Annotated in this window: 19 protein-coding genes and 1 pseudogene; 10 read left to right on the top strand and 10 right to left on the bottom strand. The window is 69.3% G+C overall.

Annotated elements, in window-relative coordinates; all coding sequences use genetic code 11:
* Window positions 1–234 precede the first annotated feature (234 nt).
* The 4 genes from eccCa (at window position 235) to ACLU3S_RS16190 (ending at window position 7,725) form a co-directional block, all read left to right on the top strand.
* Entirely contained in the window at window positions 235–4,200 is a 3,966-nt protein-coding gene (gene eccCa, locus ACLU3S_RS16175) for a type VII secretion protein EccCa (protein ID WP_413952548.1), read from the top strand.
* 76 nt (window positions 4,201–4,276) lie between these two features.
* Complete coding sequence (locus tag ACLU3S_RS16180) at window positions 4,277–4,729, top strand: hypothetical protein (protein ID WP_413952549.1); 453 nt, start codon at window positions 4,277–4,279, stop codon at window positions 4,727–4,729.
* 5 nt (window positions 4,730–4,734) lie between these two features.
* The gene (locus tag ACLU3S_RS16185) at window positions 4,735–7,020 is read left to right on the top strand and encodes a hypothetical protein (protein WP_413952550.1); all 2,286 of its coding nucleotides are present in this window, start codon (window positions 4,735–4,737) and stop codon (window positions 7,018–7,020) included.
* Window positions 7,021–7,221: 201 nt separating this feature from the next.
* Entirely contained in the window at window positions 7,222–7,725 is a 504-nt protein-coding gene (locus tag ACLU3S_RS16190) for a hypothetical protein (protein WP_413952551.1), read from the top strand.
* Window positions 7,726–7,855: 130 nt separating this feature from the next.
* Here the strand turns inward: ACLU3S_RS16190 and ACLU3S_RS16195 are convergent.
* From ACLU3S_RS16195 to ACLU3S_RS16225, 7 genes and pseudogenes are all read right to left on the bottom strand, one after another.
* A protein-coding gene (locus ACLU3S_RS16195; RefSeq protein ID WP_413952552.1) for an IS5 family transposase occupies window positions 7,856–8,664 on the bottom strand; the annotation gives its coding sequence in 2 pieces (ribosomal slippage) (window positions 7,856–8,314 and window positions 8,317–8,664; 807 coding nt in all).
* Between the two features lie 39 nt (window positions 8,665–8,703).
* Window positions 8,704–8,898, bottom strand: a pseudogene (locus ACLU3S_RS16200) (sortase-dependent protein); the annotation flags it as partial.
* 618 nt (window positions 8,899–9,516) lie between these two features.
* Window positions 9,517–9,819 (bottom strand): WXG100 family type VII secretion target, encoded by a 303-nt coding sequence (locus ACLU3S_RS16205; RefSeq protein WP_413952553.1) that lies wholly within the window; start codon window positions 9,817–9,819, stop codon window positions 9,517–9,519.
* Window positions 9,820–9,858: 39 nt separating this feature from the next.
* A complete protein-coding gene (locus ACLU3S_RS16210) occupies window positions 9,859–10,200 on the bottom strand; it encodes a WXG100 family type VII secretion target (RefSeq protein ID WP_413952554.1) in 342 nt (113 codons plus the stop codon).
* A gap of 114 nt (window positions 10,201–10,314) precedes the next feature.
* Window positions 10,315–11,526, bottom strand: coding sequence for a S8 family serine peptidase (locus ACLU3S_RS16215; RefSeq protein WP_413952567.1), 1,212 nt, complete (start codon window positions 11,524–11,526; stop codon window positions 10,315–10,317).
* Window positions 11,527–11,614: 88 nt separating this feature from the next.
* On the bottom strand, window positions 11,615–13,384 hold the full coding sequence (locus ACLU3S_RS16220) for a hypothetical protein (protein ID WP_413952555.1): 1,770 nt from the start codon (window positions 13,382–13,384) through the stop codon (window positions 11,615–11,617).
* Window positions 13,384–13,827 carry a hypothetical protein gene (locus ACLU3S_RS16225; RefSeq protein WP_413952556.1) on the bottom strand — a complete coding sequence of 148 codons (444 nt, stop codon included), beginning with the start codon at window positions 13,825–13,827 and terminating at the stop codon, window positions 13,384–13,386. The genes ACLU3S_RS16220 and ACLU3S_RS16225 overlap by 1 nt, the downstream gene beginning before the upstream one ends.
* A 514-nt stretch (window positions 13,828–14,341) precedes the next feature.
* On the opposite strand from ACLU3S_RS16225, the gene ACLU3S_RS16230 reads away from it, so the two are divergent.
* From ACLU3S_RS16230 to ACLU3S_RS16240, 3 genes are all read left to right on the top strand, one after another.
* Entirely contained in the window at window positions 14,342–14,815 is a 474-nt protein-coding gene (locus ACLU3S_RS16230) for a hypothetical protein (protein ID WP_413952557.1), read from the top strand.
* A gap of 68 nt (window positions 14,816–14,883) precedes the next feature.
* On the top strand, window positions 14,884–17,088 hold the full coding sequence (locus ACLU3S_RS16235; RefSeq protein WP_413952558.1) for a DUF6571 family protein: 2,205 nt from the start codon (window positions 14,884–14,886) through the stop codon (window positions 17,086–17,088).
* A gap of 6 nt (window positions 17,089–17,094) precedes the next feature.
* Window positions 17,095–17,724 (top strand): hypothetical protein, encoded by a 630-nt coding sequence (locus ACLU3S_RS16240; protein WP_413952559.1) that lies wholly within the window; start codon window positions 17,095–17,097, stop codon window positions 17,722–17,724.
* A 44-nt stretch (window positions 17,725–17,768) separates the two neighbouring features.
* On the opposite strand, the gene ACLU3S_RS16245 is transcribed toward ACLU3S_RS16240, so the two are convergent.
* Genes ACLU3S_RS16245 through eccB form a run of 3 tightly spaced genes read right to left on the bottom strand, consistent with a single transcriptional unit; the run spans window position 17,769 to window position 21,231 of the window.
* Window positions 17,769–18,362, bottom strand: a complete 594-nt coding sequence (locus ACLU3S_RS16245) for a hypothetical protein (RefSeq protein ID WP_413952560.1) — start codon at window positions 18,360–18,362, stop codon at window positions 17,769–17,771.
* A complete protein-coding gene (mycP, locus tag ACLU3S_RS16250; protein ID WP_413952561.1) occupies window positions 18,359–19,687 on the bottom strand; it encodes a type VII secretion-associated serine protease mycosin in 1,329 nt (442 codons plus the stop codon). The genes ACLU3S_RS16245 and mycP overlap by 4 nt, the downstream gene beginning before the upstream one ends.
* An 11-nt stretch (window positions 19,688–19,698) precedes the next feature.
* The gene (eccB, locus tag ACLU3S_RS16255; protein ID WP_413952562.1) at window positions 19,699–21,231 is read right to left on the bottom strand and encodes a type VII secretion protein EccB; all 1,533 of its coding nucleotides are present in this window, start codon (window positions 21,229–21,231) and stop codon (window positions 19,699–19,701) included.
* Between the two features lie 197 nt (window positions 21,232–21,428).
* On the opposite strand from eccB, the gene eccE reads away from it, so the two are divergent.
* From eccE to ACLU3S_RS16270, 3 genes are all read left to right on the top strand, one after another.
* Complete coding sequence (gene eccE, locus ACLU3S_RS16260) at window positions 21,429–22,766, top strand: type VII secretion protein EccE (RefSeq protein WP_413952563.1); 1,338 nt, start codon at window positions 21,429–21,431, stop codon at window positions 22,764–22,766.
* A complete protein-coding gene (locus ACLU3S_RS16265) occupies window positions 22,763–23,545 on the top strand; it encodes a hypothetical protein (protein WP_413952564.1) in 783 nt (260 codons plus the stop codon). The genes eccE and ACLU3S_RS16265 overlap by 4 nt, the downstream gene beginning before the upstream one ends.
* Window positions 23,546–23,888: 343 nt before the next feature.
* A partial coding sequence (locus ACLU3S_RS16270; RefSeq protein ID WP_413952565.1) for an SCO5717 family growth-regulating ATPase occupies window positions 23,889–25,327 on the top strand: 1,439 nt, incomplete at its 3' end.

Below are 25,327 nucleotides of genomic sequence, written 5' to 3' on the forward strand. Positions count from 1 at the left end.
TCCGTGCCCCGGAGGCACGGGTGCCGTGCGCCGGGATTCCGGGCTCTTTCCGCCTCGACATGGAGGGGTTTGCCCGGTTGCGTCCCGCCCGCTCGGGGTGTGCCAACGCGAACATCCGGCACCCTACCGCTCACCCGCTCCGCGTGAACTCAGTAGGATCACGCGGCGGCCTGCGCTCGCCGGACACGGGGCGGCGGGCGGAACGCCTGGGTCGGGCAAGGGAATTGGTGAGCGGTGAGCCAGATTGTCGTCAAGCGCCCCCCGAGGGCGCTGCCGTCCGAAGTGCCCACGGAAGAGGTCGTTGTCCAGCCACCGCCCGAATTGCCGCGGGGGCCTCAGGAAAGCGTGCTGATGCAGCTCCTGCCCACGCTGGGCATGGGCGGGTCGGTGGTGTTCTTCTTCACGAACGGTCAGCCGTTCATGAAGATCATGGGCATGGTCATGATCGCCTCGACGGTGGCGATGTCCATCGCGATGGTGGTCCGCTTCCGCCGCGGTTCGCAGAGCCAACTGGCCGACATGCGCCGCGACTACCTCAGCTATCTGTCGCAGACCCGCAGGGCGGCCGTGGCGACGGCGAAGGCGCAGCGGGACGCGCAGTACTACCTGCACCCCTCGCCCGAACAGCTGTGGGCGCTGGTCGCCGAGGGCAGCCGGGTGTGGGAACGGCGGCCCGGTGACGAGGACTTCGCGCATGTGCGCATCGGCCTGGGTCCGCAGCCGCTGGCGACGCCGCTGGTCGCTCCGCAGACGGCTCCCGTCGAGCAGCTGGAGCCGCTGACCGCGGGGGCGATGCAGCGGTTCGTGGCCGCCCACGGCACCGTCAGCGATCTGCCGATGGCGGTGTCGCTGCGCGCCTTCTACCACGTCACGGTCAGCGGTGAGCCGGAGTCGGTACGGGCCTCGGCCCGCGCCCTGGTCGGCTCGCTGGCCTCGCTGCACTCCCCCGAGGACCTGGTCATCGCGGTGGCCGCGGGCCGGGAGGCGCTGGCGCACTGGGACTGGGCGAAGTGGCTGCCGCACGTGCAGGCGTCCGGTGCGGTGGACGGCGCGGGCAGCCGGCGGCTCATCGGCGGCGACCCGCGGGATCTGGAGGACCTGCTGGCCACCCGGCTGACCGGCCGCCCGCGCTTCCACCCCGGCGCGGCGCCGCTGCTGGACCAGCCGCACATCGTGCTCGTCCTGGACGAGCTGTCCCTGCTGCCGGACTCGGTGCTCGCCAACCCCGAGGGCCTGCAGGGCGTCACGATCGTCGAGGTCGTACCCGGCGAGCTGACGACCGCGGGCGGCGACCTGTCCGTCGTCGTACAACCTGGTCTGATGCGCCTGGAGTCGGGGCACGGCGAGGTCTACGAGGGCACTCCCGACGCGCTCTCCCACCCGTCCGCCGAGGCGCTGGCCCGCCAACTGGCCCCGCTGCGCGTGGCGTCCGGCGGCGACGACGACGAACCGCTGCTCGCCAACCTGGAGTTCACCGACCTCCTCGGCCTCGGCGACGCGGCGTCGGTCGACACCAAGCGGACCTGGCGGCCGCGTGCGCTCGCGGAACGGCTGCGGGTCCCGATCGGGGTCGGGGAGGACGGCCGGCCGGTGATGCTGGACCTGAAGGAGGCCGCCCAGGAGGGCATGGGCCCGCACGGCCTGTGCGTCGGCGCCACCGGTTCGGGCAAGTCGGAGCTGCTGCGCACCCTGGTGCTGGGCCTCGCGGTCACGCACTCCTCGGAGACGCTGAACTTCGTCCTCGCCGACTTCAAGGGCGGCGCGACCTTCGCCGGCATGGCGCAGATGCCGCACGTGGCGGCCGTCATCACCAACCTCGCGGACGACCTCACCCTGGTCGACCGCATGGGCGACTCGATCCGCGGCGAGCTGAACCGGCGCCAGGAGATGCTGCGCGACGCCGGCAACTACGCCAACATCCACGACTACGAGAAGGCGCGCGCGGCCGGGGCCCCGCTGCAGCCGATCCCCTCCCTGGTCCTGGTGATCGACGAGTTCAGCGAGCTGCTGACCGCGAAGCCGGACTTCATCGAGATGTTCGTGCAGATCGGGCGGATCGGCCGTTCGCTGGGCGTGCACCTGCTGCTGGCCTCGCAGCGCCTGGAGGAGGGCCGCCTGCGCGGCCTGGAGACCTACCTGTCGTACCGGATCGGTCTGCGCACCTTCTCCGCGGCCGAGTCGCGGGCCGCCCTCGGCGTGCCCGACGCCTACGAACTCCCCAACGTCCCCGGCTCCGGCTTCCTGAAGTACGGCACCGACGAGATGGTCCGCTTCAAGGCGGCCTACGTCTCCGGCGTCTACCGCTCGGGCGGGCAGCGCGTGCCCCTGTCCGCCGGTCAGCTGCCGGTGGACCGCCGGCCGGTGCTGTTCACCGCCACCGAGGTGCCGGTGCAGTACACGGCCGTCCCGCAGCAGCGCGTGGAATCGGAGCCCGTGGTCGACGAAGCGCTGGCCGACACGGTCCTCGATGTGATCGTGCGCCGGCTGGAGGCCCAGGGCCCGGCCGCCCACCAGGTGTGGCTGCCGCCGCTGGAGAGCCCGCCGTCGCTGGACGCCCTGCTGCCCGGCCTGGCGGCGGTCCAGGGCCGCGGGCTGACCCAGCCCGGCTACGAGGGCGCGGGCCGCCTGGTCGTCCCGGCCGGGCTGGTCGACAAGCCGTACGAACAGCGCCGCGACCGCCTGATGCTCGACTTCTCCGGCGCGGCGGGCCACATGCAGATCATCGGCGGCCCCCAGTCCGGCAAGTCGACGCTGCTGCGCACCCTGATCTGTTCCTTCGCGCTCACGCACACCCCGCACGAGGTGCAGTTCTACGGCCTGGACTTCGGTGGCGGCGGCATGGCCGCGGTCGACGGCCTCCCGCACGTCGGCGGCATCGCCTCCCGTCTGGACCCCGAACGCGTGCGCCGCACGGTCTCCGAGGTCTACGGCGTTCTGACCAGCCGCGAGGAGTACTTCCGCTCCGCCGGAATCGCCTCGATCGCCGACTTCCGCGCCCGCCGCGCCCGCGGCGACATCTCGGTGACGGACCAGCCCTGGGGCGACGTCTTCCTCGTCATCGACGGCTGGGGCACCTTCCGCACCGACTACGAGGCCCTCGAACCGGTGGTCCTGGACCTGGCCGCACGGGGCCTCGGCTACGGCGTCCACGTGATCATCACGGCCTCGCGCTCGATGGAGGTCCGGGCCAACCTCAAGGACCACCTGATGAACCGCCTGGAGCTGCGGCTCGGTGACGTCATGGACTCGGAGATCGACCGCAAGGTGGCGGCGAACGTCCCCGCCGGAGTCCCCGGCCGCGGCCTGTCCCCGCAGAAGCTGCACTTCATGGCCGCGGTCCCGCGCATCGACGGCCTGTCCTCCGACACCGACCTGGCCGAGGCCACGGCGGCGCTGACCACCGAGGTCGGCCGCCACTGGCAGGCACCGGGCGCGCCGAAGGTACGCCTGCTGCCCCGCCAACTGGAGGCCGCACAACTGCCGCCGGGCGACCGCTTCCCACGGCGCGGTGTCGCGTTCGCGCTGGACGAGGACAACCTGGAGCCGGTCTTCCTCGACTTCGAACAGGACCCGTTCTTCCTGGTCTTCGGCGAGAGCGAGTCCGGCAAGTCCAACCTGCTGCGGCTGCTGATCAAGCAGCTGTCACTGCGGTACGGCGGCGACGAGGCGAAGTTCTTCGTCGTCGACAACCGCCGCTCCCTGCTGGACGTCACGCCGGCCTCGCACCTGGCGGAGTACATCCCGATGTCCAGCCAGATGGACCACCACATGGTGGCGCTGGCCGACCTCATCCAGCGCCGCACACCGACCGCCGACGTCACCCCGCAGCAGCTGCGGAACCGCAGCTGGTGGCGGGGCCCGCAGGTCTTCGTCGTCATCGACGACTACGACCTCGTCTCGACCTCCAGCGGCAACCCGCTCAGCGGCCTGACGGAACTGCTCCCGTTCGCCCGCGACGTCGGCGTCCGCTTCATCATCGCCCGTTCCTCCGCCGGCGCGAGCCGCGCCTCCTACGAGCCGTTCCTGCAGCGCATGAAGGAACTCGGCTCCCAGGGCATCGTCCTCGCCGGCGACCCGACCGAGGGCGACATCCTCGGCGGCGTACGGCCCCGTCCGATGCCCGCGGGCCGGGGAATCTTCGTGTCGCGAAAGCGGGGGAAGCCGTTGGTCCAGACGGGGTTGGTGGATGTGGAGTACTGAGGTACAGCAGGATCGCAGGCTTGACGCAACTCCCGCCCGAGGGCGGGGGCACGGGGACAACGGGGAGGCACCGCGCATGGCGTGGGACGAGTGGGAGCAGTTGAAGGCGGAGGCCGCCAAGGGCCGGTCGGCGCACATGCAGTTGAACCAGCTGGCCCCGGCCGGCGGCGGAGGTGGTGAGAGCACGCGCGGTGATCTCACCGTGCACCAGACGGACCTGGCCGCGATCGGGTCGGCCGCGCACGAGCTGTTCCAGGAGTTCGGTCGGTTCAGCGATCACGCCCGGATCGCCTCCATGACGGCGGCCGGAGGCCTGAAGAGCCAGGGCTTCGCTCTGGGCTCCGCCCTCGACCACGTCGCCGAGCACTGGGTCGACCAGGCGCAGACCCTGCTCGACGCCTGCGCTCACATCTCCAACCACATGCGCTACACCAAGAACCAGCACGCGGCGGACGAGTCCTACATCGGCGGCACGATCAGCAGCATCTCCCAGCTGGACAAGGGCTTCGACGAGCGGAAGGACGGCTGACGGCGATGGATCTGGACGCACTGCGCCACGGCAACTTCTCGCAGCTCGGTGAGGCCATCACCGACTGGGAAAAGATGACCGAGAATCTGGCGACTCTGAAAGAGGACGCGAAGAAGAACCTCAAGGGCAAGGCGGACAAGGCGAGCTGGAACGGCGTCAACGCCAAGGTGAGCCGCGAGTTCATCGACAAGACCGCCCAGGAGTTCGCGGACGCCCACACCCAGGCGGACACGATCACCAACATCCTCAAGGACACGCGCGGCGAACTCATCGATTACCACACGCAGTTGACCGAGGCCATCGCGCGGGGCGACAAGAAGAACCTCACGGTCATCGACACCGGCCACGGCACTTTCTCCGTCACCGGCAACACACGCCCGGACTGGGCCTCCGACCCCAGCGGCAACACGAGCGCCACCAGCCAGCAGGACGTGGACGACCTGCGGGACGAGATCCAGCGCATTTTGAGCAAGGCCACGGAGAGCGACAACACCGCGGCGAAGGCACTCAGGCTTATCGTGGACCAAGCCAAGTACGGCTTCTCCGATGCTCATTACGAGAACCGTGACGCTGCCGCCAAGGCTGTCGCGGACGCCGACCGGATGGCCAGGATTCTCGCCAAGAATCCGCACGACGTCACGAATACAGAGCTCGCCTCGCTCAACTCCATGCTGGCCAAGTACAAGAACGATCCTCTCTTCGCGGAGGAGTTCGCCACCCAGGTCGGCCCCAAGAAAGTGCTCACCTTCTGGGCCGGTATCGCCGATCCGTACCAGGGCACGTACGACCCCGACCGCGCCAAGCAGGCCAAGCAGCTCCAGAAGAACCTCGGCACCACCATCGGTCTTGCCACGCTCTCCGACAGCGACAAGATGCAGAGCTGGGAGAAGCAGATCATCAAGCTCGGTCCCGATCAGCTGGGTATCGACGACGCGAGCAATCCGACCGGTTACGCCGTCATGAGCAACCTCATGCGTTTCGGCGACTACGACGACCAGTTCCTCAACGACTACGGCGACAAGCTTCTGGCGTACGACAAGAAGGTGAACGGCGAGGGCATCAACCTCTGGGTCAACAACAGCAACCAGGGCGACCTCAATTACTGGGGCTACAAGAATGACCGTGGCCGCGATCCCGTGACCGGCTTCCTGGAGGCGCTGGGGCACAACCCGGACGCGGCGACGCAGTTCTTCGCACAGCCTGACGGCGCGGGTGACACCGTCAACAAGGCCTCCGAGGTCAACGAGCATTTGAAGTATTTGACCAAGGAACGTGTCTGGACTGCCGACATCACCCTCGAGGGCAAGCACGGTTACGTGGCCGGAAGAAACTCACTCGGTCACGCCTTGGAGGCAGCCACAACGGGCTTCGCCTACGACGCCACCGCGGATCAGATCAAAGCCGGCGGCGAGCACCGCACCGCGTTGACCGCAGGGGTAATGGAGCAGGTGTCGTACCTCTACGGCAGCAAGAGCGGCCCCGATATGCTGCACGGTCAGCCTGAGCTGGCCGACAGCCTGGGCAAGATGGCCGGCGCGTATATCGACGACATCGACCACGACTTGTCTGGTGTCGGGGAGTACGAGAAGGATTCGGGCACCTTCCCCGCGAAGTACGCCGGGCGCGCGAACTTCACCCAAGCAGGCGCAATCAACTTCCTGAGCGTACTCGGTCAGGATGAAAACTCTCACCGTGCCGTCACGGCGGCCCAGCACCTGTACACGCTCAGCGCTCTCGATGCCTACCCTCCAAGCAGCGACGCCAACATCGAGCATGCCCACGATGCGCTGACCGCAGGAGCTCAGGCACGTGGCATCCTCGACAACTCCCGCGTCCAGCAGGCCGAGACGACGTACAAGGAGGGATCCGACGAGGCCAACAAGTCACTGGGCCGGTCAGCCGAGTGGATCAAGTTGGGTGTCGGGACGACCGTGGGAGTCGGCATCGGTGCCATTCCTCTGCCGGGGTCCACGGCTGCGGCGGTCGTCATCGCACCGATCGTCGCGGATACCGCCGGCGAGGCCCTCAACACCTTCATCGGTCAGCAGATCGACAAAAGCGTCGACGACAGAGAACAAGATCCGGCAGAGGCGGCTCAGCTGACCAGCAGCCAGTTCTACAAAAAGGGCGAGAATCAACTGGGTCTCGCCTATCACACCTACATCAAAGACAGCCCCAGAGCCGCAGAAATCGCCAACAACCAGAACTGGAACGACGACATCAAGAACGCGTATTTGGGAGTCGGATCCAGCGAGAACGACTATCGAGGCCGTACTCCCCACAAGGATTGAACTGTGCAGCAGGCAACCGAACCATCATGCAACCGGACGAAGAGACTCGGAGTCCTGGGCCCGGCATGGGCCGCCACTGTGCTCGTCTTCAGCGTCTCCGCGTGCAGCGGAAGTGGCGGGCACGAGGGAGAGCCGAGCCTCACCGCTTCGCAGGTCTGCGCTGCCACACTGGACTCGTCGGCGAAGACGGCACTGCGACGCATGGGTGGCACGGACAAGTTCTCCGAACTGCCCGGCACCGACGATGCCGGACACTCCAACAAGTTCTCCCTGAAGCGAGCCGCCAGTACACTCCATGACGACGTGACAGAGCGGAACCAGTGCGACGTCTTCATAGCGGGGGACAAGACAGGCCACTCTTTGATCGAAGTGGACTTCTCCGCTGCGAAGGACCGCCCGAAAACAGAAGGCTCATCGGGAGGAGAACCGGCGGGGATCACGTTCTATCCGATCGGCCTGTACGCGAAGACGAACGCCCGCACCAGCGCCATCCTTTACTTCAAGTGTCCGACGCGCGCAGCGGGAGGGGGCGGGGAATTGACTCCGTACGTCCGTGGATACCTTTACGGCGCACCGGATCAGATGTCCCCGAAGGCCACAGGGAGGGACCTGATGGTCGTACTGAATTCCCTCTCGCGAGGCATGGCGAGGCAACTGGGCTGCACTTCTCAGGCGGCTCTGCCCGCGCAGGTTCCGAAAGCCTAGTTCGTCGACGCAACGGTCAGAGACCGGGCACCCGGTCAGGCCGCTCCCAGCCGTGGCGAAGGCACGGTTGCCGTCGGCTCCGAAACCGACGGCGACCTCGCCGACGAGCACCTGGCCCTTAGACGTTGTTTCAGTTGGTGAGTCGGCGGTAGCTGATGAGGGCTGCGGCTATGCCGACGAAGGCCAGGAAGTGCTCGGCCTTGCGCTCGTAGCGGCGGTGCAGGCGTCGGCATCCGGCCAGCCAGGAGACCGTTCTCTCGACGACCCAGCGGTGTCGGCCGAGCCGCGTGGAGGACTCGATGCCCTTGCGGGCGATGCGGTGGCGGATGCGACGCTCACGAAGCCATTTCCGCAGGTGGTCGTAGTCGTAGCCCTTGTCGGCGTGGAGCTTGGCCGGGCGTCGGCGGCGCGGGCCGCGGCGGGAGCGGATGGGCGGGATCCCGCGGACGAGCGGCTCCAGGCCGAGGCTGTCGTGCATGTTGGCGCCGGAGATACCGAGCGACAGCGGCACGCCGTTTCGGTCGGTGATCAGGTGGATTTTCGATCCCGGCTTGCCGCGGTCGGTCGGATTTGGTCCGGTCAGTGGCCCCCTTTTGCGGCCCGGACGCTGACGGAGTCGATCGCGCACCGCGACCAGTCCAGCTCGCCCCGAGCGCCGAGTCCGTCGAGGATGACGCGGTGCAGCCTGGCCCAGACCCGGTCCCGGCTCCACTGCGCGAAGCGACGGTAGACGGTGGGCCAGGCCGGCCCGAACACCGGCGGCAGCTGCCGCCAGGTGCAGCCCGAGGTGGCCACGAAGATGATCGCCGCCAGGCACTCGCGGTCACCGGCCCTCCGCTTGCCGCCGCCCTGCGGGCGTATGACCTCTGTCGGCGGGACCACCCGCCGAAACAGCGTCCACAACTCGTCCGGTACCAACCGCTCCACCAGATCCGTCATGCACGACTCAACGAGCGATCACGCCATCAGAAACGACGTCTTAAGGGACGGAGTGGCCGGATTGACGCCGGTGTCGATGACAGCGACCTTGACTCCCTTACCGGTGCTCGTCTTCCACATGTCGCCGGCCTGCATCGCGCCCAGGTCCCACTGCTTCGAGCCGACGTCCGCGGCCGCGGCACCTGGAGCCGAGGACGCGGACACGATGGTCAACGCACCCAGCGCGGAGCACACCACCGACAGGCGTGTCGCGCCGCGCCCCCTCAGTGGCCATGCTTCGCGCCGCGTCGGCTGGTCCCTGGGTTCATGCCCGCGTATGTCCGCGTTCGCCTGAGTCACCTCTTTTGTGGCACGTCACGCCACTGCTTTCTGCGGCGAGCGGCGTTGTTCCTCCTCAGCCGACGTCCGGCGCGTCCCGTGCCACCGGTCGGGCCTTGTCGGTCTCCGACCGCACTCCGGCCCAGATCCGTCGTGCCGCCCGCGACCTCGTAGGCCTTGGATGTCAAGGCGCCGTTGTTCCGGCGCGAGCCAATAGCGCCCTCAGGATGGGCCCGTCGGCGGCGAGCAGGACGGCCGCAGGGAACACGCCCGTGAACGAAAGCCCTGGGCCTGCACGAGGCCAGCGTCTCGGCGAAGGCGCCCCCAGAGCGCGCGGACCGGCCACTCCAGCACCGGGCCGCCGTGTACGGCGAGGGACGGGCAGGAGTGCCAGGCCGGCGCTACCTGGGGCGCGCATTCCCCGTCCTGGTTCCTCGTGCCTCGCCGTGCCGGGTCTGTCCCGGACACGACAGCGGGTGGGCACCCTCCGTGCGTGCCCACCCCGCTGCCGCAGCGTGCCGATCGTCCGGCCGCTTACATGAAGTAACTGGCGGCCTTCTTGTCGCCGCCCATGTAGTCACCGCCGGCGGCGTGCACGGCGTGGCCGATGGCGACCAGGGCCTCGTGGATGCCGCGGGCCTCGCGGTCCCATGCGGCCTGCTGCTCGGTGTACGCGCGGTGGGCCTCGCCCTCCCACATGCCGGAGACCTTCTGGACCCCGTGCTTGATGGCTTCGAGGCTGGCCTCGAGCTTTTCGGCCGCCTGGCCGATCTGGGTCGCGATGTGGTCGAGGCCGTCGTAGTGGACCTCTGTCACGCCACTGTTGTGGCTGCCCATGGTTCCTCCGTTGTTGAGAAGTTGGTGGTCTGGCCGGGATCAGAGGGAGTTCAGCGCCGAGTGCGAGCCGCCGTAGTCCACGTCGATGCTGTGGACCTTGGCGCGGACCTCGTCCTCGGTGTGGTCGCTGATCTTCATCGTGGTGTTCATGGCGTCCATGAACTTGACCAGGATGTTACCCATCCGGACCATGCGCTCGTTGATCTCGGTCTGCTTGGCGTTGAACGCGCCGGCGCCGATGCCCTTCCAGTGGCCCTCGAGCGAGTCGATCAGCGCCTGCAGGTGCTTGAGCTGGCCCTTGATGTCCTCGAACTGCGTGTTCAGCTGCCGCTCGAGAACGATGACTTGGTCTCGGGTGACCTTCTGAGTGCCTGTCGCCACTTCGATGCCTTTCTCTGTGAACTGACCTCGCCGGGTGCCGACTTGTACCGTCGGCGCAGGCGGCGAGCGGACTTCTGCCCATTCGGCGAACGAGCAGCTGTACGGGGAGATCGATCAGGCGTTACGACGCGCACGCAGCACGCCGAAACCGGCCCCTCCGATGACTAGTACGGCCGCTACGGCGCCGATGATCACCCAAGTTGTCGTGTCGCTGCCGGAGTTGGCGTCTTTGGCAGCGGCGGAGGTGGGGCCGCTGGTGGAACCCGCGTCCTTTGCGGGTCGGCTGGAGGAGGCCGAGGAAGTAGGGGTTGCTGAGGTGTCGTCATCGCCCGCCGAGTTCTCGGCAGCGAGCGGGTCCACTCTGGCCGGCCCGGGGTTGATACCCGGATCGTCGAGGACCTTGCGTGGACGCATGATGCCGAAGCCGAGATAGAGACTGCGCTCGTTCTTCGGCCACGTACGCCCGGCCGTATCGATCAGTGCCCGGAGCACCTGGTTGGCGGTCCAGTCGGGGTGAGCGGACCAGACGAGAGCGGCGGAAGCGGAGGCGATGGCGGAGGCGGCACTGGTCCCGTCGGTGCTGCAGTACTTCTTGAACGTGTTGTCGCACCACCCCGGTACGTTGACACCCGGCGCCGCGAAGTCGACATACTCGCCGTGCTCCGCGAACTTGGCGACCTTGCCGGACTGGTCCGCGGCGGAGACACCGTTGACGTACGGGTAGAAGGCGGGGTATTCGACCTGGTTGTTCTTCGTCCGCGCCTCGTTGCCCACCGAGGCGAACAGCAACTTTCCCTTGGAGGCCGCATATTTGGCGGCCGCTTTCTCCTCCGAGTCGTACAGGGGGCCACCGATGGACATGTTGATGATCTTCGCATCGCTGTCCGCGGCAGCCCTGATGTCGGCAGCGAGAGTCGCGGTCCTGGCCTTCTCGGCCTTGTCCTTCAGGGAGTCGAGCTGTACGCGGTACGGGATGATCTTCGCGTCCGGAGCAAGTCCTTTTACGCCTGCGCCGGCACCGGTTCCGGCGATCAACTCGGCCATGCTGGTTCCGTGCCCGTTGAAGTCCTTGGTGACGTGGTAGGACACGGACTTCGCAACCTCGTCAGCGAGCACCTGCCCCTTCAGGGAGGGAGTGGCCGGATTGACGCCGGTGTCGATGACAGCGACCTTGACCCCCTTACCGGTGCTCGTCTTCCACATGTCGTCGGCCTGCATCGCGCCCAGGTACCACTGCTTCGACCGAACGTCCGAGGCCGCGGCACCGGGGGCCAAGGACGCGGACACGATGGTCAACGCACCCAGCGCGGAGCACACGACCGACAGGCGTGTTGCGCCATGCCCCGTCAGTCGCGTTGCCTTTGTGCCACGTCGGCTGGTTCCTGGCTTCATGCCCGCGTATGTCCTCGCTTGTTCAGTCACTTTTCTGTGGCACGTCACGTCGCTGTTTCTGCGACGAGCGGTGCTGGTCCTTCTCGGTCGGCCTCGCGGCGCGTCCCGTGCCACCGGTCGGGCCCTGTCGGTCTCCGACCGCGTTCCTGCCGAGCCCCGTCGCGCCGCCCCCGGCCTCGGAGGCCTTGGATGCCGAGGCGCCGTTGTCCCGGGGCCTGCCGATGACGCCCTCGGGATTGGCTGCCGAACGCGGCACGGACTGATCGGTGCCGGGCTGCGCCGTCGCTGCCGGCGCACCGACAACCCCTCGCCGGCCGAGCGCACTCCTGGGCTCGCCCGTGGTGACCTGCTCCTCGGCACCGACGACCATACCGCGCGGGACACGGGAGCTGGACGACGCTCCAGGCGCACGGCCCGCGACAGGCTTGCCGCCTACGACACCGTTGCGCGCCGCGCTCATGGGGCCAGCGGCAGGTGCGTTGGCAGTCCCCGGCGTTCCACCGGTGATGCCACGCCCCAGCGAGGAGCGTCCCGCTTGCTGAGCGGGCCCCCGCACAGCTGACTGACCGGCCGAAGTGGACGTACGTCCCATGGCGCGAACAGCCTGTCCCATAGGGCCCTGCGGGCCACGGCCACCGGTAGCGGCACGCCCCGTCTGACCCTCCGGATTCTGCGGCACTCGCCCACCCGCGCTACCCGAGGGACCAGTGCGTCCCTGCGACGACATCGGAAGCCGGCCGGACGGCCCGTAACCGGTGGAACGTCCCACGGACGGGAGGACCGGAGGCGCCACAGGCCCCGTGGTCACCGGAAGCGTCGGCTGGCTGCCTCCACCTGTTGTCGGCATGGTGGGCGCGGGTCCTGCGTGCGGAACCGCGGAGTGCTGCGGAGGCAGCGTGCCGACTGTGTTGATCTCCGTGCCGACCGGGTGGTTCGGACCGGGGACCGGCTGGTGCACGTCATGAACAGGGGAAACATGGGCGGCAGGCGGCGCATCAGCTGACGTCGCCTGCGGATGATGGTGCATCGCACCGGCATCGACGGACGCCGCATGCGTCGGCACGTCCCTCTTCGTCCCGGTTCTGTCGTCACTACCGGTCATGGTGGGCTTGGGGATCCCCACGGGCGGCATGGGCTTGTACGGCTGTGGCCCTTCCTCCGCCTTCAGGGTGCCGGCCGACACCGCATAGTAGGAGGCCAGCTTGTTCATTTGGTTGATCGCCTCTTGCCGGTCCTGCTCGGCCTTCTTGGCGACCACGTAGTCCGGATTGCCGGCGACCTGCTTGGCCTTGGGCAATTGGGTGGGCAGCTTCCGCTCGGCCCTGGGGCGAGGGTCACGGGGTGGCATCGACTTCTTCACGCTGGCCAGTCCCATGCCCGCTGCAGAGATCTGCGTGGCCGCCTTGTCGGCGAAGTCAGCGAGTTCATGGCTCCAGCCGACCAGGCCCGTGGCCCACACACGAAAGTCCCCGGCTGCCTTCCCCTCCCAGTCGACCGCCTCGATGTGAGCCTTGAGCTCCTTGGCGGCATCAGAGATGGACTGGTGCGCATCCCACAGTGCTTTACTGGCCAGCTCGAGGTGCTCGGGTTGTGCCTGCTCGACCAGGTCGATCATGTCGTTGAGATCGTGGCGCTCGAAGTCCGTCGAGCCGAAGGCGTTGACCTGCCTGCCGAGGCCGAACGGCATACCCCCGAGCAGGAACTCCACCGCGTCGACGACGCCGACCTCTTGGTCCGCCCGCTCCACACCGGGCTTGTACTGAGGCTGTTGCCGCCAGTTGTTGCCGCCCATCAGAACCCACCCTCCGTCGACTTGTTGGTCTTCGGCCCCGCTTTCGACCTGTGGGTCTGCTCTTGCTCCAACGCCTTCTGATGCTCTTGGTCGAGGTGCGACTGAATGGCCCAGAAGCGCCTGCGCACCTCTTCTTCGACGTTGTCGTAGCCGGCGTCGGCCGCTTGCACCGCGATCCTCAGCGCCTCGATGTGCAGGCCCAGTGACTTCGAGAGGTACGTGAGACGCTCATGCACGCGCTCATACTGCCCGTGCAGGTCAGCGGCCTCACTGAACGGGATCTCCGTCCCGCTGAACGACGTCCGGTTGATGGCGTGCTGAGCGATACGGGCCGGGGCACCCGGCGACTCGTCGAAGTTGGCCAGCGCATCGCTGACCTTCTTCCGAAAGATCTGCAGAGCCTCAAGTCCGCGCCTCAGATCCGAGCCGCCACCGCCACTCACCGCGACCCCTTCCCCGTTCCCCGTTGGTACAGCTCTCAACAGACCGGGCAGCAAGCAGCGACGCCCCCGGATCCGTCGCCAACCACTGTAGTCACTGTGCAATTCGCGGCCAACTGAACTCTGCTGCAGTTCAGTTGCAATGGTGTCCCGAAGTGACGGGCGCCGGACTGTCCGAGGCGACAAGACGGTCAATCGCGACAGAAGTGCCCCGGGACCTGCGCATAAGATTCACATACGGTCAGTGACCGAGGTTCTCCGTGCACCGCAACCAGAACTTTGCAACGACAAAACCTCGACCTGACCTGAAGCTCCGGGCACTGTTCACCGGTTCGGGCATGGCCGGCCCCGGTGGCGCTCCACCAGGCAGGACCGGCGGACGGGACGGCCGGCCCGGCCTGCCCCGAATCTTCACACCCAACAAGCCACTCATGACTGACATGGGACGGATTTTTCCCGGGCGGGGTTGCTAACTTGACCAAGACCTGTAGAGCAGCGCGGGGGAAGGGGCCCTTCCATGGGATGGGACGAGTGGGAGCAACTCAAGGCTGAGGCGGCCGGGCATCGGACGACCCACATGCGCCTGAATCATCTGCCGGCCGAGGATGGCGGCTCAGGGACCGGGGACCTGGTGGTCCACCAGGACGATCTGGGGGCCGTCGGTCACGAGGCCAACATCCTGTACGACGACGTCAAGAGCCAGGCCGACATCGCAGGCGCGGGAGCCGGCAAGGACGGCGCCGGGTCGACGATGCAGGCAGCGGCCACGTTGAAATCGCACGGGTTCCAGACCGGCGGCGCGCTGGAGACCACCGTCGAGATGTGGACCTCGCAGGTCAAGGCCGTCCTCCAGGCGTGCGCCCATATCTCCGACCACCTGGACTACACGAAGAAGCGACATGCGGAGGACGACGCCCGGATCGGTGCCGTACTCCGGGGCCGTGACGGTTCGGTCGTGTCCGTGTCGCAGCTCAACGAGTACTTCAAGTAGGAGCACCTGCGATGGCTCTCACATACACGGACCTCATCGAGGTCGACCTCGGAAAGCTCGCCACTGCCGTGTCGGACTGGAAGAAGGCCGTCGACGGCCTGAAGAAGTCCGCGGAGAGCGCCCGTACGGGGATGCGGGCCAAGTCGGACTCGGCGCAGTGGGCCGGCCTGAACGCGACGGTGACACGGGAGTTCGTCAGCAAGACGGCGAAGGAGATCTCGGACCTGCACACCGAGGCGAACAGCATCTACCAGGTTCTCGAGGACGGGCACACCGAACTCGCCTCGCTTCAGCAACAGATCAAGACGGCCGTCGAGAAGGACGCACCGCATCTCGGTGTTCGCGTCGAGGACATCGGCGACGGCAAGGTCCGCTGCTTCTTCCCGCACATCCGCGGTGACAGCGACGAGCGCACCCAGGATCAGCTCGACCAGAAGCAGGCTCTGGAGAACCGGATCAACCAGATCCTGGCCCACGCAGCCGAGATCGACGCCTCGGTCGCCCGTGCGCTGGCGAAGAGCCACGGCAACGATCCGTACGACGCGGGCCACAGCAAGTACGAGTCCCTGAACGACGCCGAGGCCGAGCGGGCCCTGGAACTGGCGCGCAAGGGTGACAAGATGTCCGACGCGGAGCTGCGCGAGCTCAACCGTCTCCTGCGCTTCAACTCGGCAGAAAGGGACGGCGAGTTCGCCACCGAGTTCTATCAGGGACTCGGTGGGCCGGAGAAGGCGCTGCAGTTCTACGCCGAGATGTCGATCGACGGTACGAGCGCCGATGCGACGAAGACCCGGCTCAACGAGGTTCAGGACCTGCAGAGGGTCATGGGCTACACACTCGCGAACGCCACCGACCCCGACCACAGTCACCATCTCGACGCCCGCTGGGGTGCGGAGTTCCGGCGACTCGGGACCAAGCAGATCGGGTGGGAGCCGGGGCAGTGGAGCAAGCCGTACGGCTACCAGGTGCTCGGTGGCCTGCTGCGTTACGGCAACTACGACGCGCGGTTCCTCAACCCGATTGCGGAGCACATCACGCAGCTCCACAAGAAGGACCCGTACTTCTTCCTGTCGAACAAGCCGACGGGCAGTCCGGACATCTACGGCTTCAACCCGTCCGGCAAGCTGGGCAGCGGTAACGATCCGCTGAACAGCGTTCTTGAAGCACTCGGGCACAGTCCGGAGGCCGCGCAGAAGTTCTTCACCGACCCGCCTACCGCGTACAACGAGGACGGCACCGTCAAGCAGGGCGGCAAGCCGGGCTTCGCCTCGTATCTCGACCTGCTCACCGGCAAGGACTTCGAATGGACAGCGGATACGAACAGCGCGAACGTTCTCGCCGACGAGGACAAGGCCAAGACGGTGATGGGCTACGGTCCTGACGCACTCGGCCACGCCTTGGAGGCGGCCACCACCGGTCTGCCCTATGGCAGCGACGCCGTGTCGCCGCCGCACTCCGAGGAAGCGGCCGACATCTTCCACAAGCTGGTGGAGCGCTACGGCGCCCATCCCGAGGATCTGGACGACTCACCCCTGTGTGACAGCCTCGGAAACATCACCGCCGACTACATGCGCGATGTGCAGGGGGCGTTCATGGGCGACGGCGGATCCGTCGTGGGCACCCACGGGGCCAGCGCCCACCTCGGGAACCTCAACGTGCAGACCAATCCGGAGGGTCTTTCGCCCGGCGTACTCAAGAACTTCCTGGGAGCGGTCGGCAAGGACCCCGACGCATACGGGGCCATCATCACTTCCCAGGAGTCGGTGACCACGGACCTCGTCAACGATGCGTTCCACAACGCCGACAAGTACAAGGAGCTGGCCCCGGAGATCGCGAACCGAGTCAACCCCGGAGGCGAGATCGCCGGCATCATGGCGGAATCCCGGACGCAGGCAGTCGTCGACGAGAAAATCGCCGAAGACGCGGAATTCAATGAAGGTGTCGCCACGGCCGACAAATGGGCGGGGCGCATCATCGGCATGGGGATCGGCAAGATCCCCGTGGGCGGCGAGGTGGCCGGCTGGGTGGTGGAGGACATCCGGGAATCGGTCGTGGAAAACTTCACCAGGGACTCGAGCCCCGAGGCCCTGAAAGACCGGGACGTGTTCCTGGAGCAGCAGCAGGCCAGTTCGGCACAGGCGATGTACGACGCCACGTACACGGCTGCCAAGGAAGCCGGCTACGACGAAGCAAATGCGCAGAGTCAGGCCACGGCCGCGAAGCGAGAGATCGAAGATTCCTATGGTCTGGGTCGCCAGAGAGCAGGAAAGTAGTCGCTTGTGAATGAGACCGAAAACAGGGGCTGGCGATCCACGAGGTGGATCGCTCTGGCGGCCGTGGGGTGCCTTGCCGCTGCCGGGGTGGTGACCTGGCAACTGTGGCCGTCCCCGGAGAGCGATGTCGCGGTACCGGCCCGTGTGTGCGACAACGCCCTTCCGGGAGCGGATGTCAGAGCCCTCCTGCCGCAGACGGGAAAGCCGTTCTCGCAGTGGCACACCGGAGTTTTCAACCCGGAGGAGCCGTACTCCAAGAAGGAGCCCGGAACGTGCAAGGTGTACGGCGGCGGCAAGTCAGTCACGATCAAGCACAGTTTCTACTCCGGGTCGGACCGCACCGTTAAGGACATGACTCGCGAGGCGAGTGCCGCCGGCGCCACTCGGATCACTCTCGGCGAGGCCAAGGGCTTCCATGAGGGGGACACCACGTCCCTCTTCGTCGATTGTTCTTCCGAACAGACCGGAACCAAGGCACTGGTAGAGGTCGATGTCACGTACGAGGAATCGACCGACCGGGCGGTGATCCGGAAAATGGCTGCGCTCGCAGCGGACACGCTGCGACTCGAAGCCCGGAAACTATGGGAGTGCAACGGCGCGGGCGATTTGCCGAACGGGGTTCCGCAGGTCGGCTGAGCGTCAGGAGTGCATGCTGCACCACCGAGGGCGTGCGTGAACCCTCAGCGCGCCCCGGCCCGGCTTGCCACCCTGAACACGTACTTCCGCTCCGTGGCCGAGCCACCCCCGACCCCCGGGCCCTCATGGTCCCCCGACCTGTCACGCGTCACCTTGACATGCATGCGGAAGGACGCATCCGTGCCGTCGGCGGTGATGTCGTCGGAGGCATCGTTCGAGTGGTCCGGGGTGGCGGGGGTGGCGTCGACCGGGAAGTGAGGGGCATGGGGGCCGGCGTGCCGGGCGATGGCATCCTCGATGGTCGAGGCGTAGTCGTCGGTGAGGCTCGCGTCGTCCTCGAAGGGGCTGTACGTCGAGTCCCCGTCCAGTTCCTCCGTCGCGCTTCGTACCGCCCTGGTCAGTTCCGCGTCGCTCCACTGGCCGTCGGCGTCCATGGAGAGGCTCTGGAAGCCGAAGTAGATGCCCAGCGCGGCCAGGCCGAGGAACAGGACACGAGCGATGGTGAAGTCGATGTCCGGGATCGCAGGCGCCGACGGGTTGAGGGCCTCGCGCCAGGCTCGTACGCGGCCGGCTCTGACGCAAACCATCGCCACGAGGCCGGCGGAGGCGGCGAACGGCAGCAGTGACATGGACGTCATGCGTGGCCGCCCGACAGATTCCGTCGCCTGCGCCGCGCGTCCCGCAGTGCCACCGCTCCTCCGCTCAGCCCCGCCACCAGGACCGCCACGCCCACGGCCACGTAGGTGGCGATGCGGGCCGTGCGTTCCTGCGGGGTCTCGCCGAGGGTGAGTCTGGCGGGGGCGGGGGCCTCCACGTGGGTGAGGCCGGTGTCGGGGTGCGGTGCCTCGATCGGGTGGTCGTCCTCCGTCAGCGCGCGGACCGGGTCGACCACGCCCCAGCCGACCAGGCGGTCGTGGCCGGCGATGGAGCGTTCCGCCGTCTGTTCGATCTGGGCCACGACCTCGCGGGCAGTCCAGTCGGGGTGCTTCGCCTTGATGAGGGCGGCGACGCCGGCCACGTAGGGCGCGGAGAAGCTCGTGCCGTTGTCGGAGCAGTGGCCGCCCTTGGGGACGGTCGAGATCATGTCGACGCCGGGGGCGGCCACGCCGACGAAGTCGCCGGACTGGGAGAAGGCGGCGCGTTCGTTGTTGCGGTCGGAGGCGGCCACGGCGAGGACACCGTCGTAGGAGGCGGGGTAGGTCAGTTTGACGTTGCCGCCCAGGCCGTCGTTGCCCGCCGAGGCGACGACCACGATCTTGTTGGCCAGCGCCTCGTTGATCGCGTCGTGCAGGTCCTGTGCCGGTGCCACGGCGTTCGCCGTGTCCTGGGAGATGTTGATGACCTGCGCCTTGGCCTTGATCGCGTACCGGATGGCCTTGGCGAGGGTGAGGGCCGTGCCGTGCCCCTCCGCGTCGTTCTGCTTGATCGGGATGATCTTCGCCTCGGGGGCCAGGCCGACGAAACCGGTGCCGTCCATGCGGCGGGCGGCGATGATGCCCGCCACGCGGGTGCCGTGGCCGACCGTGTCGGTCGTGGCCTTGGACTTGGCGCCGTCGACCGGTTGGCCCTTGTCGTCCTTGGCGGGCAGGAGGTTGACGCCGAGGGAGCCGTCGACCGCCTGTGTGAGCTGCGGGTTGGACGTGTCCACGCCCGTGTCGATGACGGCCACCTTCACGCCCTTGCCCTTGGACTGGCTCCACAGCTCGTCGAGGTTGACGCGCTGCAGGGCCCAGGGAGTGCCGGCGTACTTGTGGTTCGTCCGGGAGAACGTGCACTGGTCGGAGGCGTCGTCCGCCGCCGCCAGCGGGGCGGCCAGCAGGGTCGCGGTCGTGGCCAGGACCGTGACAAGGGCGGCCTGGGGACGGCGAGTCGGGCGAGTACCGCGGGTGGTGCGCGAGCGGGGCACGGTGCGGGAGCGGTGGGCGGCGCGGGCGGTGCGCGCGGTACCGGGTGTCGACGGCATCGGGCTCCCCCTCACGAACCCTGCGGCTGGCGGGCCGCGGACGTCGACAGGCGCGGGCCCGTCGGCAGGAACTCCGACCAGGCCGCGGGAATGGGGGCCGGGTTGACGTTGGCGTAGCCGAGGCGGGTCTGCGCCAGCTTGGCCTCCTGCTGGAGTTCCTTGCGCTGCTTGGGCGTGATGCCGATGCCCTTGTCGTCGGTGGCGCTGTCGTCGTTGGACTGCAGGGCGTAGCGCAGGCCGGTGTCGGTGACCAGGAAGACCGGGCCGGCCTTGGTCTCGCTGCCCTGGAACTGGCGGTAGAGCTGGCCGGAGCCCGCGGTGACGTAGGCGCTGGAGGAGCCGGTGGGCAGGACCTCCGGGAAGTCGGTGCCCGCCCAGGTGCTCAGGGTGGTGTCGCCGTTGTCGGGATCGACGTGGTCCAGGACGGCGCAGACGGTGTTGCGGCTGCCGCCGGCGGTGGAGGCGTCGTTGACCGCGCTGGGCTTCTCGGTGGGCCACTTGTAGGCGTCGGCGAACGGCTTGCCCGCCTGGCCGATGGCGCCCGCGCTGACCTCCTTCGGGTGCCCGGCCTGGCCGAGCCTCACGAGGTCCTTGCTGGCCAGGAGCAGCTGGGCGACGAAGTCGGAGACGGGGGCGACCCGGCCGGGCAGCACCACGTAGTACTCCTCCGTGCCGTTGACCGGTGCCCTGAGGACCATGCCGACGCGGTTGGTCTGCGCGTCGAGTTGGCCGGGCGCGTTCGCGGCGGTGCCCGGGGTGCCCTCGACCGACGGGAAGGCGATCCGGTCGCCCTGGTGGAGGGCGTCGATCCACTCCCGGGTGACCTGCTGGGGGCGGCGGTTCGGGCCCACCAGGGTCTGCAGCAGGAGGGGATCGGTGGCGTCCACCTCGTACGCCCGGCCCTGCGCGTCGACGACGTACTGCTTCTTCTCCGGCGTCTCGACGTAGAGGAGTTGACCGCCGTGCAGCTTCTCGGCGGGGTCCTCGGTCTTCTTCCGGTCGCGCTCGGCCAGGACGAACGCGGCCTTCTGGATGGAGTTGCCGCTGCCGCTCGGGCGTTCGCAGACGGCCCAACGCTTGGCCGCGCCCGCCTCCTCGCCGGAGGGCAGCCGGTCGGGGGCGTAGGGGATGCCGATGGTGACGCCGTGCGGGATCTTGCCGTTGTCGAGGATCGACTCGTCGACGGTGACGACGTCCACGCCGCTCTGGGTGTTGAGGACCAGTTCGGCGGACGCCATGTTGAGGACGGGGTGCAGCTGGATCTTGCCGTCGGTCTCAAGCACGACGTACCGGGTGGTGGACTTGCTGGCGATGATCACCTTCTGGCCCGGCGCGTCCCAGCCCTGCGGCGCCGTCGGCTTGAACATGCCCCAGGCGCCGAAGGCCGCGAGGACGACCACGCCGACGATGCCGCCGGGCAGGATCGCGCGCAGCGGCCGGGGCGCCCCCTCGTCCGAGGCATCCGGTGACGACCGCACGAACGACGCCAGCATGCGGCGCTTCGCGAAGGTGTAGGCGTTGAGTTGGTCCCGCCGAGATGCCATCTGTGCCCGTTTCTCCCCGTGACTCACGCGGAGCGCGCCCGGGGACCACGCTCCCCCGCCCTCCGTTGTCGGACCCGGCCCCTACTATGCCTGGTACGGAGCGGGTCTCGTGGAGCGGGTAGGGTACCTGGGCCCTCAAGGGCCTTGTTCAGTGGCCTGGTTCCAGCGAGTTGTGAGCAAATCGGGGGGATGGAGTGATGGCTTCCGGGACGCGGACGCGAGCGCGGGGCCGGTCGGCGGCACAAGGCCGCGCGGCCGGGTCCGCGCAGGCGCCCGGCGGGGCGGCCGAGCGGCGCGGCGCGGCGCAGCAGCCGGTCACGCTCGGCCTCAGGGCCCGGCCGGGCCAGGCGGGTTCGTTCCGTTTGCAACGGCTGGTGCTGGTGGAGCTGGCGGCCGCCGTCCTGCTCGTCGGCTGGGCGGTCGGGATGGTGGCGCTGGTGCCGGCCGCGGTCGTCGCGGTGGCGCTGGTCCTGCTGGCCTTCGTACGGCGGCGGGGCCGCTCCCTGCCGGAGTGGCTCGGCACGGCACGGGAGTTGCGGGTACGGCAGAAGCGGGCCGCGCACACCCCGATACCGCCCGGTACGGAGCCGGGCCTGGTCCCGGCGGTGGAGTGCGAGCCCGCCCTGCGCACCCACTCCCACGGCTCGCGGGACCGGCGGCCGGTCGGCATCGTCGGGGACGGCACGTTCGTGACGGCGGTGCTCCAGGTGGAGGCCGACGCGACCGCGCTGCGGGCCGAGCGGAGCCGGCAGCCGCTGCCGCTGGGCCTGGTGCGGGACGCGCTGGAGGTGGACGGGATCCGGCTGGAGTCGGCCCAGATCGTGCTGCACACCCAGCCGGCGCCCGCGCTGCACCTGCCCCAGCAGTCGGTGGCCGTGGCCAACTACCTCCCGCTGCAGGAGCAGACGGGCGCGCCCGCCGTGCGGATCACCTGGATCGCGCTGAAGCTCGATCCCGAGATGTGCCCGGAGGCCGTGGCCGCGCGCGGGGGCGGGCTGCTCGGGGCGCAGAAGTGCGTCGTGCGGACCGCGGACCATCTGGCCAGCCGGCTGACCGGGGCGGGCTTCAGGGCGCGGGCGCTCGACGAGGAGGAGCTGATCGCCGCGCTCGCCACCTCCGCCTGCGCCAACCCGCTGGTGACGGCCGAGGCGGGGCGCAGCGAGACCCGGGAGCGTCGGACGGAGGAGTCCGGGCGCAGCTGGCGCTGCGACAACCGGAGGCACACCACGTACTGGGTGCGGCGCTGGCCTCAACTGGGCGGCGGACGCGGCGAGTCGCTGCCGCAGTTCGTCGCCCGGGTCACGGCGATACCGGCGCTCGCCACCACCTTCAGCCTCACCCTCGCGCGCGGGGACCGGCAGGAGGTGTCGCTCTGCGGACACCTGCGGGTGACCGGTCGCAGTGACGACGAACTCGTGGCGGCGCGGCGCGCGTTGGAGGCTGCGGCCCGCCAGGCCGGCGCCGGTCTGGCGCGCCTCGACCGCGAGCAGCTGCCCGGCATGCTGGCCACACTGCCCCTGGGAGGTGCGCGGTGACGACGATTCCGACGACGTCCCCGGCGCGGGACGTGCGAGAGACGGCGCCGGCCTCCGGGCTGCGGCGCGCGGGCGAGCGGCTGCGGCACGGCCTCGGTCTGATCGGCCCCCGCCACGGCAGGCACGCGCTGCCCGGAGCCCAGCTGGACGCGCTCGCCCTGCCCATCGGGGACGACGGCGTGGTCGCCGGGGTCGATGCCGAGGGGCAGCCGGCCGTGCTGGGCATCAACCGGCCCACGCCGTACGACGTCGTCCTCATCGGCGGCCTGTGGACCGCGCAGGTGCTGGCGCTGCGCTCGGCGGCCACCGGCGCGCGGGTGGCCGTGGAGACCGGCCGGCCGCAGGCGTGGATGCAGATGGTGCACGCCATGGGGGGCGGGCAGAACGGCCTGACCGTGTACGACGTCGGGCGGGTGCCGCCGCAGGGCGCCTCCGCCGGCACGCCGGTGCTGGTGGTGCGGGACTGCGGCATGCGCCCGCCGCGCGGCCGGGTGGTGTCCGGGCCCTGGCAGTCGGTGGTGACCCTGCTGCCGTATCTCAGCCCGGTCGCGCCCCGGCTGCTGCGGCAGGCGCGGCTGGCCGGCATCCAGCGGGTCTCGCCGGACGAGGCCGCCGAACTGGGCCGCACCATGGGGCTGTCGCGGTCCGAGGTGGAGTCGTTGCCCACGCTGCCCGACGGCGTGACGCTGTGGTGCACCGACCGCGACCGGCAGTACGTGCTGACGCAACCCACCGACGCCGAGATCGGATTGTTGGGCACACCGCGCCGGATGGACTGAACTGGTCTTCTCCGTCCCCTTTGTTCGCCGTTCCGCCCTTCCTGTTCGCCGTTTCTCCTCCGTTTGCTCCCTGAATCCACCCTCAACGCGCGGCGCTCGCGGGCCGGTTCCCGGCCCGTCGCGGCCAGGTACGTGCGTGCCGAGAGGCGGGCGGGCCTGCCGAGGTGCGGCTCGTGGTGATTAGGCTGGGAGCGGGCGCGTGACACACCCGTGGACCGGGCGTCGGTGTCCCAGGGGGAGGGCCGGTGGATCGGACTGCCTCGAACGACTACGGACGACTCGAACGACACGACATGGTCGCCCCGGCACGGCATGAGGGTGCTCGACCACACCAGGAGGAACTGTGAGCAGCGATCGGGACGGGATGCGCGGGGGCTGGGCCACACCCGGCGATGACCAGCCCGACGCAGAGGCGGTCGAGACCACCGGCGAGTTCACCATCGACTACGCTCCCCCGGCCTGGTACACGCAGAACGCGTCGGGCACGGCGGGCTCGGACAACGCGGGCGGCTTCGGCGTGCCGAACGGGCCCGGAACTCCGGGTGACGCGGGCGGTCCGGCCGCCTCCGGGCTTCCGCAGTTCCCTTCGAGCACACCGGCTCCCGCTCCCACACCCGGCCCGACTCCGCCGCCCGCCGCGCAGCCCGCCGGCACCCCGCCGCAGGGGACGTCGTACACCCCGCCGCAGGGAACCCCCTTCGCTCCGCCGCCTCCGCCCGCTCCGGCGCAGGGCGCGGCCTTCGCGCCGCCCGCGCAGCCCGCGCCGCCGGTCGGCAACCCGGTCCCGATGCCGAGACTGCCCGAGGGCTTCGAGCCGCAGCAGGCGCAGATTCCGCCCCAGCCGAACCAGACGCCCGAGGCGCCGCAGGCACCGCAGCCTGAGGCGCCGGCCGCCGCGCCCGCCGTGGCCGAGCCGGAGAGCGACAACGGGGACCTGGAGAGCGGCGCGACGATGCGGTTCTCCGCGGTCGCCCTGAAGCGGCAGATGGCCGAGATCGCCGAGCGCTCGGCCGCCGCGCAGAAGGAGGGCGAGGACGGCGGAGAGGGCGCCGAGGAGGGTGCGGCGCCGGCCGCTGCCGAGGAGCCCGGGGCCGCCGCGGACACGTCCGCCGAGGAGACCGGAGCGGCTGCGGACACGTCCGCGGAGGAGGCCGAGGCCCCGGCGCCGGACGGCTCGGTGGCGGATGTCCGTGCCGCGGAGGACGCCGGAGACTCCGGGTCCGGCGCGGACAGGGACCCGGCCGAGGGTGAGGGCACGGACCAGGCCCACGGCGGCGCCGAGGCTGCCGGGGCGACGGCCGCGCGCGAGTCCGCGTCGGAGGGCGCCGCGGACGAGGACTCCGCCGAGGGCGCGCCGTCCGACGCGCCTTCCGGCCCGGCCGCGGACACCTCCGGACCCGCGGACGCCGAGGCCCCAGAGGGCTCGCTGCAGAAGGCCCCGCAGCCGGGGGCGCCGGAGGACGGCAGCCCGGAGAGCAGCGCGCGACAGCCCGGCGAGGCGCAGCCCGGCGCGCAGCCCGCTCCGCAGGACACCGCCCCGCCCGCGTGGACGCCCCCGCCCGTGCCGCAGAACGGGCTGCCCCCGCTGCCGCCGTCGTACCAGCCCGCCGCCCCGGCCCCTGCGGCCCAGTGGCCCGCGCAGCCCGCTCCGCAGCAGCCCGGACCGATGCCCGATGCCCAGCAGCAGCCGGCGGCCGCGCAGGGTCCCGGCGGCGTGCCCGGGCAGCAGCCGCCCTTCCAGCCGCAGCCACCGCAGCCCGCTCCCGCGGCCTGGAACCAGCC

Origin of the sequence: Streptomyces sp. AF1A (assembly GCF_047340315.1) — a bacterium.
Classification (GTDB): Bacteria; Actinomycetota; Actinomycetes; order Streptomycetales; family Streptomycetaceae; genus Streptomyces.